15 protein-coding genes and 1 pseudogene are annotated in these 15,860 nt (G+C 43.4%); 6 read left to right on the top strand and 10 right to left on the bottom strand.

What is annotated here, in order from left to right; all coding sequences use genetic code 11:
• The first annotated feature begins 172 nt into the window (after positions 1–172).
• Positions 173–1,444, top strand: a complete 1,272-nt coding sequence (locus IW644_RS11795; RefSeq protein ID WP_269917773.1) for a Kelch repeat-containing protein — start codon at positions 173–175, stop codon at positions 1,442–1,444.
• 3 nt (positions 1,445–1,447) lie between these two features.
• A complete protein-coding gene (mnmC, locus tag IW644_RS11790; protein WP_269917772.1) occupies positions 1,448–3,508 on the top strand; it encodes a bifunctional tRNA (5-methylaminomethyl-2-thiouridine)(34)-methyltransferase MnmD/FAD-dependent 5-carboxymethylaminomethyl-2-thiouridine(34) oxidoreductase MnmC in 2,061 nt (686 codons plus the stop codon).
• Positions 3,509–3,645: 137 nt separating this feature from the next.
• Here the strand turns inward: mnmC and IW644_RS11785 are convergent, their stop codons facing one another.
• The 6 genes and pseudogenes from IW644_RS11785 to IW644_RS11760 all read right to left on the bottom strand — a co-directional run bounded on the left by IW644_RS11785 (position 3,646) and on the right by IW644_RS11760 (position 7,503).
• Positions 3,646–4,371, bottom strand: a complete 726-nt coding sequence (locus IW644_RS11785; RefSeq protein WP_269917771.1) for a FlgO family outer membrane protein — start codon at positions 4,369–4,371, stop codon at positions 3,646–3,648.
• 10 nt (positions 4,372–4,381) lie between these two features.
• Positions 4,382–5,146 (bottom strand): FlgO family outer membrane protein, encoded by a 765-nt coding sequence (locus IW644_RS11780; RefSeq protein WP_269917770.1) that lies wholly within the window; start codon positions 5,144–5,146, stop codon positions 4,382–4,384.
• 4 nt (positions 5,147–5,150) lie between these two features.
• Positions 5,151–5,816 (bottom strand): FlgO family outer membrane protein, encoded by a 666-nt coding sequence (locus IW644_RS11775; RefSeq protein ID WP_269917769.1) that lies wholly within the window; start codon positions 5,814–5,816, stop codon positions 5,151–5,153.
• A 409-nt stretch (positions 5,817–6,225) separates the two neighbouring features.
• The gene (locus tag IW644_RS11770; RefSeq protein WP_269917768.1) at positions 6,226–6,645 is read right to left on the bottom strand and encodes a GNAT family N-acetyltransferase; all 420 of its coding nucleotides are present in this window, start codon (positions 6,643–6,645) and stop codon (positions 6,226–6,228) included.
• Positions 6,642–7,020 (bottom strand): annotated as a pseudogene (locus tag IW644_RS11765) (lactoylglutathione lyase). The gene IW644_RS11770 and the pseudogene IW644_RS11765 overlap by 4 nt, the downstream one beginning before the upstream one ends.
• Before the next feature lie 45 nt (positions 7,021–7,065).
• Positions 7,066–7,503 (bottom strand): GNAT family N-acetyltransferase, encoded by a 438-nt coding sequence (locus IW644_RS11760; RefSeq protein ID WP_269917767.1) that lies wholly within the window; start codon positions 7,501–7,503, stop codon positions 7,066–7,068.
• 265 nt (positions 7,504–7,768) lie between these two features.
• Here IW644_RS11760 and IW644_RS11755 point away from each other — a divergent pair, with 265 nt between their 5' ends.
• A complete protein-coding gene (locus tag IW644_RS11755; protein WP_269917766.1) occupies positions 7,769–8,479 on the top strand; it encodes a hypothetical protein in 711 nt (236 codons plus the stop codon).
• 106 nt (positions 8,480–8,585) lie between these two features.
• On the opposite strand, the gene IW644_RS11750 is transcribed toward IW644_RS11755, so the two are convergent.
• Positions 8,586–9,077, bottom strand: coding sequence for a DUF2938 domain-containing protein (locus IW644_RS11750; RefSeq protein ID WP_269917765.1), 492 nt, complete (start codon positions 9,075–9,077; stop codon positions 8,586–8,588).
• Between the two features lie 91 nt (positions 9,078–9,168).
• Between IW644_RS11750 and IW644_RS11745 the strand changes: the two genes are divergently transcribed.
• Both IW644_RS11745 and IW644_RS11740 read left to right on the top strand, forming a co-directional pair.
• Positions 9,169–9,582 (top strand): helix-turn-helix domain-containing protein, encoded by a 414-nt coding sequence (locus tag IW644_RS11745; RefSeq protein ID WP_269917764.1) that lies wholly within the window; start codon positions 9,169–9,171, stop codon positions 9,580–9,582.
• A gap of 312 nt (positions 9,583–9,894) precedes the next feature.
• The gene (locus IW644_RS11740) at positions 9,895–10,419 is read left to right on the top strand and encodes a lactoylglutathione lyase family protein (RefSeq protein ID WP_136783032.1); all 525 of its coding nucleotides are present in this window, start codon (positions 9,895–9,897) and stop codon (positions 10,417–10,419) included.
• A gap of 85 nt (positions 10,420–10,504) precedes the next feature.
• On the opposite strand, the gene IW644_RS11735 is transcribed toward IW644_RS11740, so the two are convergent.
• From IW644_RS11735 to IW644_RS11725, 3 genes are all read right to left on the bottom strand, one after another.
• Positions 10,505–11,680, bottom strand: a complete 1,176-nt coding sequence (locus IW644_RS11735) for an alcohol dehydrogenase family protein (protein WP_269917763.1) — start codon at positions 11,678–11,680, stop codon at positions 10,505–10,507.
• Positions 11,681–11,810: 130 nt separating this feature from the next.
• The gene (locus IW644_RS11730) at positions 11,811–12,857 is read right to left on the bottom strand and encodes a YcbK family protein (protein WP_269917762.1); all 1,047 of its coding nucleotides are present in this window, start codon (positions 12,855–12,857) and stop codon (positions 11,811–11,813) included.
• A gap of 41 nt (positions 12,858–12,898) precedes the next feature.
• On the bottom strand, positions 12,899–14,287 hold the full coding sequence (locus IW644_RS11725; RefSeq protein WP_269917761.1) for a L,D-transpeptidase family protein: 1,389 nt from the start codon (positions 14,285–14,287) through the stop codon (positions 12,899–12,901).
• A 473-nt stretch (positions 14,288–14,760) separates the two neighbouring features.
• Here IW644_RS11725 and IW644_RS11720 point away from each other — a divergent pair, with 473 nt between their 5' ends.
• Complete coding sequence (locus IW644_RS11720; protein ID WP_269917760.1) at positions 14,761–15,591, top strand: tetratricopeptide repeat protein; 831 nt, start codon at positions 14,761–14,763, stop codon at positions 15,589–15,591.
• Positions 15,592–15,860: the final 269 nt, after the last annotated feature.

The following is a 15,860-nucleotide window of genomic DNA, read 5'->3' as shown; positions in this document are numbered from 1 at the left end:
ATTTACAACAACAATTAAATAAACGTATTGTTTTTATTGATAGATTGTTATTTGCAGAAGCAATAAGAAAAGATGACTTTCAAGCAGATACAAACTTTTGCGGAAAAACAAAAAGGTGACAGGTAGAATACACGGCAAAACGTTCGAAATTTAGATAAAATTGAAGATTGCTGTGTTATTAAAAAAGCTAAGAATCATTGCTCTACGCATTTTCCTAAGTGCAGTGCCCCGACTTTCTTTTATGGTGGCTGCCTTTATCATTACTTCTACAGCGACTGTCTCAGCAGCTGCGCCTACCGCCCTTCCCGCGCTGCCAGAACCAGTTTCAAACAATGCCGTAGCTTCTGTCACTATAGACGACGCACAATATGTATTTAGTTTTATGGGGCTGGGTAAATGTAAAACCCATAACGATGTGCACAACCGTGCTTGGCAGCTTGTTATCAACAACAACGACAAACCTTTGCAGTGGCAAGCTCTTTCCCCAGTTCCATCCAGCCTTGCGCTAAAAGGCCGCTTGGCATCAGTAGCAGTGGGCGTAAAAGACAGCGTTTACATTTTTGGCGGCTACACGGTGGATGAGCATCATAATGAAATTAGTACGCCAGACGTATATAAATATTCGCCCACGACTGGGAAATATACGCTATTGGCGCCTATGCCCGTGCCTGTTGATGATGCTTCCGCTTTGGTCTATCAAGACCGCTACGTTTATTTAGTTTCTGGCTGGCACAACGATGGCAACGTAAACCTTGTGCAGGTTTATGATACGCAAACAGGCCAATGGCAACAGGCGAGCCCTTTTCTTGGCAAACCGGTATTCGGTCAAGCTGGAGGTATCGTCAATAACACTATAGTAATTTGTGACGGCGTATCAGTAACACCTCACAGTGATAAACGCCGTAGCTTCGCTGCAGAAACTGCCTGCTTTAAAGGCGTAATTGATAAGCAAAACCCTTTAAAGATTGATTGGCGTACACTTGACCATCCCACAGGTACGGCGCGCTATCGCATGGCGGCAGCGGGCGATAAGACCACCAATAAAATCTATTTTGTAGGCGGCTCGACTAACCCTTACAACTACAATGGCATTGGCTATAACGGCGAGCCTTCAACTGCGGACGACGCCATTTGGGCCTTTGATATTGCAGAAGAAACTTGGGTTATATCGAAAACAGAAGCTGAAGCGCCTACCATGGATCATCGCGGATTAATTAACGTTAACGGTTCTTGGGTCACCATTGGCGGTATGCTTGGCGCGCAGCGCGTTACTAGTAAAGTCACCACGCATTTTTCAGCACTCGCAGAGGCGTCTTGTTCACCAACACAACAAACTAGCTTTAACGTTTCAAGTCAATCGCCGGATGGGCAAGCTAACGAACAAGTAAAAACAGCCCCCAATTTAGAGTGCCAACAACAAAACAACATAAACGGAGAAAAATAAACAGTGAAATCTAAGCATGCACAGGTTCATTTTAATGAGAGCGGTACGCCTGTCGCCGACCATTTTGACGACGTTTATTTTTCTAACGATAGCGGAATTGATGAAACCCAACACGTTTTTGTTGCAGGCAACGACCTTCTTGAACGATGGCAACAGTGGCCCAACCCTACTTTTGTCATCGCCGAAACAGGTTTTGGTACAGGGCTGAACTTTTTGGTCGCCATGCGCGCCTTTAACGAATTCAAAGCAGCGAACCCTGATCATCCGTTAAAGCGCCTGTATTTTATTACCACGGAAAAGTTTCCACTGCCTCAAAAGGATATGCAGCGTGCGCTAGAAGCTTTTCCTGCCCTTAAAGACGAAGCGCAAGCACTCGCCTCACTTTACCCCATGGGCCTTGAAGGTTGTCATCGCCTTCATTTTGATAACCATTCAACCACACTCGACTTGTGGATTGGTGATGTGCATGAGCTTTTACCTCAATGGCATTCTCCTTTAAATGGCCTCATCGATGCCTGGTTTTTAGATGGTTTTGCTCCAAGCAAAAACCCTGATATGTGGACCGATGCTCTGTTTAGCCAAATGGCTCGCTTGTCAAAAACCGGTACAACCTTTGGCACCTTTACCGCCGCGGGCATCGTAAAGCGTGGGCTTGCTGGTGTGGGTTTTACCATTAAAAAGCGCAAAGGGTTTGGCCGTAAGCGTGACATGCTCTCCGGCGTTTTTAACCAAAACAATGAAAATGTGCAGCATAAACTCCGCCTGCCTGCTGGCCCCTATTACAGGTACGCTAACGGCAGTTTAGATAAAACAAGTAAAGTAGCAGTAGTCGGTTCCGGCCTTGCTGCAGCCACAGCGTGCCTTGCGTTAGTGAAGCGCGGTATTAACACCACCTTGTATTTCGATGGTGATACCCTTGCAAGCGGCGCGTCTGGCAATCCGCAAGGTGGTTTTTACCCTCAGCTTCATAGCGAAGCAAGCATTGCCAGCCGTATTCAGGCACATAGTTTTTTATATGCACGCCAACGCTATGATCATACTATTGAGAATGTGAAAGCCTATGGTTTCACCAGCGTTGCCCATGATTTCTGCGGCGTTATTCAATTAAGTTTTAACGACAAGGTAGCAGAACGCCAAAATAAATTGGCTGCTGCCGACGTATGGCCTGAAGCTTTGATTAGGCCCGTGGACAGCAAAGAAGTGAGCGATATCGCTAACCTAGCTCTTCCCTACTCTGGCTTATACATTGGTCTGGGCGGATGGCTTTCTCCTCCACAGCTAGTTACTGCCATGATTGAAGAAGCACTTCAAAGTGGCAAACTCGAGCTGAAACCCAATCATACCTACGTATCTCATGAGGCAGTTGAGACAACAAAGCAGCGGGTGCAGATTCGTTTTAACTCAGATAGCGCTGAGAGTGAAGAAGTTATTACTGCCGATCACCTTATCCTTGCCCTTGGTGCAGGTGCGGTAAACGCTAGCGATTTTGACAGCCTATCCCTTCGCCCTGTTCGCGGTCAGGTTGAAGCCATTCCCACCCAAAAGCCAATTGAACAGCTCAAAACGGTATTGTGTCATAAAGGCTATATGACACCTGCGCTCGACGACAGACACGCCTTGGGTTCAACCTACGTAAAAAATGACTTAAGTACCGATGTGCGAAGCGAAGAAACCAAAACGAACCTTGCCACACACGAACAGGCGCTGGCAAACACCAGCATAGTGCAGGTGTTACAACACGACGGACAAGCAAGAGCGGCAACGCGCTTAGGTTCACCCGACCATCAGCCTGTTGTCGGTGCACTACATAATTTTGACTCATTAAAAGAACACTACACTATGCTAGGCGTGGGCAAACCGTTGACTAGCGCGCCAGTGTTGCCAAGCAGCGTAGTTTCCACCCTTACTTGCTTAGGGTCACGAGGGTTAACCACAGCGCCTTTAATGGCAGAGGTTTTGGTAAGCAGCCTATGTAAGGAGCCGCTACCTTTAAGTAATGACCTGCTTAATGCCGTGAACACCAGCCGCTTTATGACTCGCGAAGCGATTAGAAGTCAAAGTTAATAGCGAGGCAGCCTTGCCAATACTCTCCTATTAACTAGCCCTTATTAGCTAGGTAAGTAAGCTCGTACTTTTAGCGGTATTCAATGGAACATGAAAAGAGTTTGCTCTTGAAAACAGAGCACAATGGAAGTAAATGGCTAGTTTACTCTAGCCATTTTATTTAAGTCCATTACGATAAACGCAGGAATGTATACGTTGGCGCTGGCCACCACTTGTTTATTTTCCAGCGACACAATACGGGCGTTTACTCTAACGCCTCTGTCATCTTCAATAATGGTGCCAGTTACAACATGGTCCATTTCAACCTGTTTAGCGAGTGCAGTACCATCTCGAGTAAGTACGAAATCGCCAATTGGCGTTACGGTAATGCCACCTGCAAGTTTAAAATCGACAACCGCTAACCCAAAGTCTTGTAGCTCGGCTATTAGATACTCTGAAAGCTGATTGCCTAACACGGTGCTGTCGCTCAACGACTGATTAAGCCTTACAAAACTCGCCACACCCACCATATCTTGCTGTGTAAGACGGGTAGCATTGTCCATCAACTCCATAGCAAGCTGCGAGGCGTAATCGTTTAAACGTTTATGCGTTTGTGAAGGTGAATAGCCATGGTGTAGCGGGTCTTTGTAGCCGGGCTCTACTTCCACGTGCTGTTGATATTGCCTATCGCGAGAATCTGGTGTGTACTCTAACCCTGAGCGGCTTGGTACAGGTACTGGCTCCGCGTGATGCGTAATTTCACCGTCTTCACCTAACCAAAATGAGCCAATAGATTCTGTGCTAGTGCACCCTGTCATACATACACTCAGCATAAGGCCAACCGCTACCCAGCTATTTTGAATAAGCTTCTTAGTAAACACCATGCTGAAACTCCTAGCCGCGACTTAGCTTAACGCCATCGCGCATACCGTTTTGCTGGCTACCGTCACTTGGAATAAGTGCATCTACCACGTAGAACGGCACTAACATTTGCGCAGTTGCCACCACTGCGCGCGACTCCATGCCCAAAATACGAGCGTTAACTAACACGCCACCTTGGTGCTTAGTCATGGTTCCGGTTAACACATATTCAATAGGAAGGCTGCTGCTCAGTTCCAAATAGTCTCGGCTTAATACAAAATCGCCATTGTCAGTAATGCGAATATACTCGGTGGCTTTGAAGTCTATAACCGGCACGCGGAATTTATGCAGTTCATGAACAAAAGATTCCGCCATCTGACGGCCAAGCAAATCCGTTTTCTGCAAATCCGTATCTAGTAGTGCGAAATGGGTTACACCAATAGGTGTTTTGTTATTCACGTATTCCATATTGGCAATTAAGTCTTGCGCCATGTTCTTCACATAGTCGCCAATATGCTTGGTTAGAGGTCTACCTTTATACGCGCCCTGTACGCTCGAATACAAAGGGGGTTGACCGATAGCGCCGTACGCGTCCATACCCTGAGGCTGAGTATCACTGGTATTTTCAACTGGCTTCGTAGGAGCGCGGTCGGCGGCAGTAATATCAATCACATTCATGGCCGGGCGCTGAGGCGCTTGTTCTGCTACCTCTTCTTCCCCCATCATCATAGAGCACCCGCTAACGCTTAGCAGTGAAGCACAAAGCGAAAGCGCCGCGTATTGATTTCGTCTTTTCATGGGGTTACCTCGTACCTTCAGTTCTGTATAGCTTGCCGTTTCTGGTGGTTACTCGTTCTTCTCGCCAAAACAGTTCGGCTGGGAAAAAGCGAGTTGCCGCAGCGACAATATTTTTATTTCTAGCGTTGATTATTCTAGCATTAACCACCGCACCGGACTCTTGATATACCAAAGTGCCGGTAATATAAAAATCGACGCGCTCAATATTGGAAAGCTGGTCGATATTGCGCGTTAACACTCTGTCGCTTTCGTCACTAACAATTATATCGTTCGAAAGCTTAAATTCTTGAGTAGAAAAGCCTCTTTTCGTGGCCTCAGTAATCATTCCCTGTTCAAGTTGATGGCCCAATAGCATTAACGGGTGTTGATGGTCGGCGCTGTATTTCATAGTATCTGCAGGTACAAAGCCAACTACCGCGTAGCGTGACTGACGTGCCGGGCCCACATCAGCAAAAAGTTCGTTCGCCAACATATAGGTATGATATTCCACATTCCCCAATGCCGATACGTCGCTGGCATCGGTTTGCGCAAATTGACTTTTAGGCTCGTCAGATGAAGAGCAACCAGAGAGAAAGCCCAAGAGAAGCGCGGTATATGCCAAGGCTTTCGCGACTAAGCGACCATATTCTGTCGGCAGAGCGTTAGAAACAGGTTTTGTGATACTTTTCATTACACGTGTCCAGTGAAAAACGTCAAATTTCTATCGGAAAGAAGCAAAAACTCATCGAAAAACAGTGATCAGCTACTACGCAAACCGACATTTTCAGTGTCTTTAAACAGGCTTCTGCAAAATTCACACCAAAGAGAGGCTGCTAGTAGCATTGAACGATACATAGAGGGATACATTGAAAAAATTGCTGATAACCAAGTGACGTAAAACGCCAGTTTCAGTAGGTTTACCTTTTTCCGCGCTAAAAGAATTTGATATTTATCGTCAGGGCGTTCATAAAAAGCGGAGGCGACTTGCCGCCTTAAGACAGAAAGCTGCCGTTGTTTGAAAGACGATAATTACGATACATAGTGTTTTGAATAAACTTGAGAACTCTTAAGACTTGCATGTCGCGTAAATGACCAGGTAGCTAAATAAACCTGCACATGCCTAGACCTAAACTTTCACCATTACGAGGTTCAAAACCGAACTTAAGATAAAAACTTTCCTTACCATGCGCAGCCAACAAGCCAATGGTTGCGCCAGGTGCGCAGCAAGACTCTAAATGTGTAATCAACGTGTTCATTATTTTCGATCCCAAACCTTTATACTGGTGTTCTGGATGAATAATGACGTCTTGAATGTAAAAATACATTGCGCCATCGCCAATCACCCGACCACAGCCTACAAGGTTGTCGTCGAGGTAAATTGTTACCCAAAACAACGAGGCATCAATACTTTTTTGAACAACCGATAAACACGGGTTATTCCATCCAATCAATTTTCTTAAACTGGCAAAGTCTTCAGCTGACGGAGGACTTTCTTTAACGGTGTAATTCGTATGCATCATTCGTCATTCCGCCCGTCGTTCTCGCAAAAGCTAGCTACCTAATTCGGTAATATGAAGTAGTTCGCCCGAAGGGCCCCATAGATAGAAAACACTTCCCCAATGTTGTTGCTCAATTGATGAAATTTTCGTTTTATGTAACGACCGTGAGCACAAATCAAAAGCGTCCTGAATGTCTGCTACACATATTTGTAGCATAAAGTTATTCGCCAATTCAGGATTATAAAAGCGCTGAAGAAAGAAGAGACAATCACCATTTTCAAACAGTGTTAGGTCTTCATTTACGTACTCTGCATTAAATCCAATCTCAGAATAAAATGCTTTAGAAATGTCGTAGTTTTTGCTTGGAATAAAAGTCTTAATATCTATGACATCCATATCTTGAGAGCCCTCGCATTTCGCTGCTTTAAATTTAAGTCGTGGCTAAACGGCAATAACAGCAAGCATGTCTTCACCATCTTCATCTAACCCCACCTCTTCGAAACCAAAGCTTGAATAGAAGGCTTTGGCAACAGGATTCTTGGGGTTATAGCATATCTCTATCTGTTTGAGCTCAGAAGTTTGCTTTATAAGCGTGATAGCTTGGGATAAAGCAACTCTGCCAATTCCTTTATTTTGATGGCTCTCGTCAATCATAAAGCGCCAAATGGACACCTTAGTTGGCGTTTCCTGAACCCACATGAAGAACCCTACGGGCTGGTCGTTGCAATAAATGGCTTTGCAGGTATGGTTATCATTGTAATAAGACTCAACCAGCGACCACATATTGCACGCAACAAAGGCTTGCTGATTTTCCGCTACATCCAAGTCACAAACCTGCTCGTAGTTAGATTTGTTTATTTCTTCCATTGAAATTTTCATCCTGTTTTTTCCGGTTAATTATTAAGAACAAATAAATAATTGTGGCCGTTTTGGTATTTTAAACTTTCTTATCAACAATTGAGGTAAGTAATTTCGTTATTCATTGTGATATGTTGTTCTTGGTTCGTGTTTTAATCTTTATAGTACTTTGACACGCTTTATAGGAACTGTTGGTTAGGAGCATACGGAATAGCGCTTTTGACAGAGGTAATCTTACCCACAACAAGCACAACATCTTTCAGTTATTGAAATAAGGATATTTATATTGAAAAAACTCTCTTTTGTTTTGACCGCAGTATTGTTCACTACTGTGGGTTACTTTATCGGTTCGTTAACCAGTGAGCCACGTATTCAGAAACAAGGCCAAGCAACTAACCTAAACAATACAGCAGTTCCCCACGCGGATAAGTCAGGTTCAACTTCGTCTCAAGCACTGACTTCAGCGGAAGAACTTACGGTGACGAAAGTCGATACTGACGCTGAGCTAAAAAATGAAAAGCTAACTAGTGATGAAACCAATGTTCACGCTTTGATTGAACCAGAAGAACCCATTGACGATACAAGTCACATTTTACAGGTCAGTAACGACGTTGCCATATTAGACACTAAGCGTTTAGGTTCGTTGACTATTACGGAATTAAAGGGCCTTGTAGAGACGATAAAGTTTGCTCCAAAGACTAGTGAGACCCTTTCAATAGAAAGCGATCTGCAAGATTCACTTATCGACAAACTAAATGAGCAAGACGCAGCACTGTATCAAGAGGCCGTTTGCAATGATGACCTTTGTGCAATAGAGGTGGCGTCAGATGACGCTGAAATATTAAATAGTCTAGTAGATGACTTAATGTTTGATGCAGACATTTCCTCCAGTATGCAAGGAGGCTTTGTTAGGCTATACAGTGAAGATAATCAACACGTTGCTACATTTCTTGGCGTCAGAAAAGGTAGGGCATCAACTGTAATAATCGCCAACTGAATAACCCCAACCGCCGCTTATTTTGCTAGCAAATGCCTTCCCTAGTCAGATTCTGTCTGGCAATCTGCAGCTTCTATTTATATTTACCGCTCTACCAATTCCATGACTATAAGGACAGGGCGAGCCTTAGAACCAATGCCGCAAGGTACAACCCTAGGCCAAATACTGCATGGTTTAAAACGTTGTGTAGACGGACAGCGTTAGGATTAGGCGTTTTCGACGCAGCAATTCCTGCGCCCATACCAGGCTGCAATACGAGAAATGGTGCAACTACTGTGGCTATACCTAGTGCTAAAGCTGGCCCAGCCGATGGTTGGAGCAACCAAGCCTCTCCAAATAAAAGAAAAAGTAACACCGCATAGCCAATACCAATCACGTAATGCGCTGTCCACCCAATGATCTTCTCACCACTCAAAGCATCGGCGTTTGCAATAGAAGAATGCGAGAAGCGCCCTTTTCTCATATGCCCTATCCAACGCCCCACCATGCCCCAATTTGTTGGAGCAATACCAAACAGTTGTTGCCTTAGCAGCGCCCATAAGTCCATCACTAGGGTAGCCCCAATACCAATCAGCACGATAAAAACAATATTCTGCATATTCATACTCAACAGCTAGTTACAATTAATTAGAGATGATAGCCTACAACTTCAAGTTAACTTTAAGTCAAGCAATCCTTTGGAAAAATGTATGGAAATATCTCAAGTAGCCAAAAAGTCAGGAATGTCAGCATCAACACTTCGGTTTTATGAAGAGAAAGGTCTTATCAGTTCTATTGGTCGGCAAGGTATACGTCGTGTGTTTAGCCCGAATGTACTAGAGCGTCTTGAGTTAATTGCATTAGGTCGCGCTGCAGGTTTTTCTTTAGAAGAGATTGCGGGTATTTTGGGGAACGAGGCAAAGCCTGAAATTGATCGTGAACTACTACTGAGAAAAGCCAACGAATTAGACGGAACAATAAAGAAGCTCACAGCCATGCGCGATGGTCTGAAACATGCGGCAGCCTGCACAGCGCCAAGCCACCTAGAATGCCCTAGATTTCGTCGTTTGATGAACCTTGCCGGTACGGGGGCAATAAAAGGCTTAGCATCGAGTAAAAAGTAAAATAAAGCTTTTAGACAAGTATTTGTTCGAACTGGAATTTGAAACTATACGCGCACACCCTTCTTGCTATTAGTCCAGCGCAATTATCCTATTAAAAGCCATAGCAATAATTTAATTTTATTAAAATAATAATAATCCATAATTTCAATTTAATAACTTTAAAAACTAGTATATCGGTCAATCAAGGGCGCTTGCCCGGTTTACAGTAATACAACAGTTAAGGAAGTTATGATGAAGAAGTGGCTATTAATGATGGCGAGTTTATCGGTAATCACTCTACCGACATATACTGCAAATGCTGCGCAGGAACCAATGACGAAAGAAGAGCAAGCTTCACAAACGGCTTATCCACGTGCCTTTTCTCACATTGGTATTTCGGTACCAGATTTGGAAAAAGCGGTAGAGTTTTATAGTGAAGTACTGGGTTGGTACACCATAATGGGGCCGACTAGTGTGCAAGAAGATAACAGCGCAATTGGCAAAATGTCCACTGACGTATTCGGCAAGGGATGGGGCAGCTATAAAATTGCTCATATGTCGACCAGCGATAAGATAGGTATTGAGCTGTTCCAATTTGAACAACAGAAAAACCCTGATAATAACTTTAAATATTGGGAAACGGGTGTGTTTCACTTCGCAGTTCAAGATCCAAATGTTGAAGAACTGGCGCAGAAAATTGTGGATGCCGGCGGTAAGCGCCGTATGGAAAAACCACGCTACTATTACCCGGGTGAAAAGCCATATCGTATGATTTACATGGAAGACCCGTTCGGTAACATTATCGAAATTTACAGCCACAGCTACGAACTTCACTACGCTAGCGGTGCTTATCAGTAAGCCTAATAATCGGTAAAACGCCCGCATGTAGCGGGCGCTTTGTTTTCATTCAGCAAATTTAACTTCAACAGAAACAGAGCCTTTATTACTTTAAGCTATCGATAAAATCTTGTTGCGGTGACGTCTGCTCGGGTGGCAGCAACACGATTTTACCCACGTGCTTTTTCTCAGAAAAATCTTTTTGTGCTGTTACGATATCTTCCAGCGGGTAAGTTCTAGCTAACATAGGTTTTATTTCACCGCGTTCGATATATGAAATAAGGTTCGGGAAAACCGGCTCGTCCCATGCAGTACAACCAATAAAGGTGAGATCTTTTAAGTAAAAGTTGCGCATATCAAGCGTGACTATTGGCCCTGCGATGGCGCCGGAAGAAGCGTAGCGACCACCGCGTTTCATAACCACGGACATTTGAGTGAATCCTTCACCTGCAACGTTATCGATAACTACATCAACCGACTTTTCTCCTAACACTTCAATTAGATCGCTGTTGCGTTCGATAACGCGGTCTGCACCTATATCCTTAAGCACATCCATTTTATTTTTACCAACAACGGCGGTAACTGTCGCACCTCGACGTTTAGCTAACTGCACAACAGCAGAACCTACACCACCGGAAGCCCCAGTCACCAAAACATGCTCCCCTTTAGAAACGCCGGCTCGATGAACCATATTTTCAGCAGTACCATAAGCACAAGGTATGGTTCCGAGTTCGGCATCCGCCCAGTCGCACTCGACAGCGAAGGCTTCACTCGCTGTTATTTTTACGTACTGTGCGAAAGCGCCATCGAAGTCTGACGCCATCCAAATATTCTCTAATGAGTCCCAAGAGTCTTTGCGGATACAAGAACGTATCAAAATTCGCTCTCCGATACGTGTAGGGTCCACGCCTTCCCCCACCGCAACGATTCGACCACAACAGTCAGTTCCTTGAATAAATGGAAAAGGGGTTTGTTCATTCCATCCACCGTCTAACTCTTCTGCAGCGCTTGACTTCTCATCGTCATTCTCATCCAACGCGTCAGTGCCTTGAGTGACTTTAGAAGAATACCAACCTAATCGTGTATTAATTTCTGTATTATTGACACCTGCTGCTAAAACCTGAACTAGCACCTCGCCAGCAAGCGGTTTTGGCATGGGAACATCGGTGTAATTTAACTGCTCATAACCACCGTTCGCCATGGTCACCACAGCCTTCATAGTCGTATCGTCAGGTTTTACATCGAATCTTTGCTTGTCGCCAAGCAAGTTAGTAATACTCATAATCTCTCTTAAGCTTCGAATTAATAACAATTAGTACGGTAAAATAACGTATGCCTGTTGCTCATGCAAAGTAGCTACGCCAATCAGCTATATTTTAAAACGGTTGAATAGTATTTTAGATTTGCTGCACTTAAGGTTTTCTCCATCGCGCTTTAATACCACGGGTATCAATATGAATAAATGGACCTCGGTGAGGTTTAGGTCCGTAAACCCCCATACCACCGATTAAGCCTTTATATTCACTGCGTTTATTAAGCTCTGCAATCATGTTGGCCATTACGTCAGCATCTTTAATATTCACTACCCCATCGCTGTTCAAATCGTCCATTCTGTAGTCACCGTCATTATCTACAAAAATGTCGGCTGCATCGCCATATACATGTCGACTAAATTTGACGTTACCGATTGCCTTATTATATTGGGGCGTTCTGTAGCCGCTCATTATCACCATGTTTGAAACATGAATATTGTTCATATTCATTTCTCTTCTAAGCATTTCGAGCTTTAAAAGTAGAGATGGACGAAGATACACGAATTTAGGGTAGCCAGAGCGCTGTTTACTGGTGAACTCTTTTAATTTGAAATGGGGAGACAATAGTAAGTCTTGGTTTTTCTGGGTAACTTCAATAAAGCCTTCGGGTTCAACGTAAACGTCTTTATTTTTAACTTCGCTTTCATCTGGATAGGGCCCTATATGATAATATTTTAAGCGTCCACCTTGTACTTCCTCGGCAGGAATCATCACGAATACATTTAACGACATATTGACCTGTCCGTCTTCGCTTCTTATTTCTAAGCGCTGCTCGCCAGGAGTATCTTTCGCCTGCCAATGCCATGTCATAGACTCGGATTTTTCAACCATTACGCCGTTTTCAAACAGCTGATAGGTTTTATCCGGTTGCGGATAAATAATTTCTAGCTCTGTAACCTCTTCAGGCAATACAAATAAAGAAAAGACGTTGTAAGGCACCACGATATTATTGATCTTTAAACTAAACTCAGCGTCCTCCAAGTGAGCTTTATTCTCAACGACAACTGGCTCATGCGGCGCTCTTTGAGAAACTTTTTTTTGAACCACCTCGGCATTTTTTGCATCTGCGCCCTGCGCAAGAGCATAATGCGCGTTCAAAAGTAATGCGAATGCCACTACCGAAACTATTAGATTGTTCACTATCATCTTCATCTACCTTGTTACCGCTATTATTCGTTCATATTCTTTTACAGAGACGCTACCTGAGTAAGCGCCTTAGCGTCGCGTCTATCGCGCTGATAAATATCATTTCTAAAGTTCACGGTACCGTCTTGGTCAGCCCACGCGGTCCAATACACCAAATGAATAGGAAGAGGCTCTTCGAGGTGAAAGGTTTTTGACTGGCTTAATTCACGAGCTGTTATGACGTTGTCCATTAGACTCTCTACGCCCTGCTCTTCTGCAATTAACTTTGCTAGTGAGAAAGGGTCTTCCAATCTAATACAGCCGTGAGACGCTGCGCGGTTTGTTTCACTAAACCACTGCTGATAAGGCGTATCGTGCACGTACACAGCGTGTCGATTCGGGAATAGATACTTAACCTTGCCTAACGGATTTTTTTCGTTGGGAAGCTTTACTAGAAAATGATCAAACTGATAGGGCTTTATGTTTTCCCAATCGATTGTATTGGGGTCAACCAACTCATCATCAACAAAACTATTTCTTCGAATAACGATATTGTTTTCTTCTAAGTAGTTAGGGTTGTCTGCTACTTTCGGGGCGATCTCTTTAGTCGCTATCGAAAGTGGTATACGCCATTCTGGGTTAACGACAAATTTTTCGATATGATCGCTAAAAGAAGGCGTAGCCCAACTTGGCTTGCCTACTACCACGTCTTTAGTGGCTTTTACTCTACCTTTACTAATATAACGAAGGCGGAATTCTGGAATGTTAACTAACACATAAGCATCGCTGTCTTTTTCTTCGAACATCTCCAAGCGTGTTATATTCAGTGCTAATTGCTGGGCTTTCTCATCTGCCGACATATTTAGTGCAGCAAGCGTCTTTCTGCCTACTACACCATCTACTACAAGGCCGTGACGGCGTTGAAAATCTTTTACTGCATTTTCGACATCTTTATCGAAAACGCATGGCTCGGAGTGAGTCGCTATTAATGCATGAGTACAATTTGTATCTATCGAGGTGTATTCTCTGCCTAAACGAGCGACTAATGCACTTACAGCTTGAGCTTCCTCGTCACTGTGGATAGGTGTTGCATCTGCTGAAGCCTTTCTCAATGCACCATGCTTAAGAAGCAAGTCTTCGTTTAAGGCTTCCCAACCACCTTGCTGAGCTATAGAAGAATAAAAAGCATAGGCACTTTTCATTTGCTTTAACTGTGTTTGCAAAACAGAGTTGTTACTTGTCTGTTCTAATGCTTTTGGCGAGGAAGTAGAAACGGTCGAGGCAACGCCTACTAAGGGTAACCAGAAAGATGCAGCAGCAATAAAGAGTTGTTTTGCTATGCTAGAAGTTCGCTTTTTAGGCGCTAAAAAGCGACCAGAAGCGTTCACTTCCAATTGATCACTATGGCGCAATTGAACAGTATGCTTGACGGCTCGATGTTCGGTTTCCATTGTTCCTTTCCTTGAAAATACACACATAGACAAGGTCGCAAAACAAGTGCCAGGGAATAACAAAAAGCATAACCTACTGAAAAATATAATTTATTTGCATGAACAGGAATTGAAAGACTTTAGATAACAGAATTATTATGTGTAGGTAATTCAGCTTTTCAGTAAGATTTTTACGGGAAAAGGTTAGAAAATCGCCGTAAATTTTACAAACTAGATAGGTTTAGAAATGTAAATAGAGCCGCAATAGCGCTAAACGCTTTAGTGGAAAACTCGATGTTTGGCAAAGACATATTTGGTAGTGGCCAAAAAGCTTTAGTTAGGTAAGCAACTAAAATGCTAAACACTTAACTAAACTATTTAACTAATTGAACTTGCATCGTTTTTACAACAGTAAAAGTATTATTGAACAATTATAACAATACGTCTAGGATGGTGGCGGTGTTTACAAATCAAGCAGAATAAGGATATCAACAATGCTTAAATACTGTTTTTTCTTACTTTCGGTTATTGCAATTTCACAGGCTAACGCTGCATCAATTTCTTATTTCCCTTGCGCAGAACGGGAATGTGTTCAACGCTTCAAAGATATTAAAGTAAGCGCTCGCAAGCACATAAACGCAAATATTATATTGGGGGATATGTACCTTAATGGTTATGGAACCGATAAAAATAAAAGCAAAGCATTAAAAGCTTTTAAAAAAGCGGGGAGCTGGGGTTCTACTGAGGGAAATTATAAAGCAGGACTATTAATTATCTCTGACGATAACCTTGCTGATAAAGAGACAGGCTTACGCTTTCTTAGAGACTCAGCCAAGAGTGGTCACAAAAACGCGATTTATTTTATGGCTGAGATTTTGTCGAACCCAAGCTATAGCGTACAAAATTTAGAGCAAGCTGACTTTTGGTTGGCTAAAGCGGCTGAGCAGCGCCATGAGCTGGTGCCTAACACAGTAGCTAGATTAAAGTCGGAGCAAAAGCTTAATGAACAAAACTTCCCACAAACGCTATCAACACTCGAAGAACTATCCGCGAAGAATTCTGATGAACAAGCCCCACTTGCCCACAAAGCAGGAGCATTAGCGCCAAACGGGGACGAGATTGAAGTCGTTACCGTTAAAACACCAAAACTTGGCGAGCTCATTGATACCGGTATTGAATACTATCAGAGCGCGCCAATCTCCATTACAAAAAACACCACAGGTACAAGAATTAAGGGCCGTAGTTGTCAAGATAAAGCAAACGGATGTTCTGACGTACCCACTGACCAATTCATACGCTATTACTGGCAATTTCTTATAGATTAGACCTAGGAAAAGTTGACGCTTTTTGCAAACGATTCGCTCGGTTGATCACTTCATCGGGCGTTTTGTAAAAAGCGGCTAGATTTTGCCGTTCATGTTTTCAACAAAGTATATTTGATAGCTACTTCTGTAAGTACTAGTACGGTTACAAATCGCACTTATTCTATGCGAATATCAATCACTTCTAGAAACTAATAAAAATCTATAGCACCATTCACTCAAACCAAGTATTGCTACAAATATGCACTCTGCACTAATAAATAGTAGTGCGA

It is taken from the genome of Alteromonas sp. PRIM-21, from assembly GCF_027563165.1.
GTDB classification, from domain to species: Bacteria; Pseudomonadota; Gammaproteobacteria; order Enterobacterales; family Alteromonadaceae; genus Alteromonas; species Alteromonas macleodii_A.
This window is presented reverse-complemented; position numbering and strand designations above follow the sequence as displayed.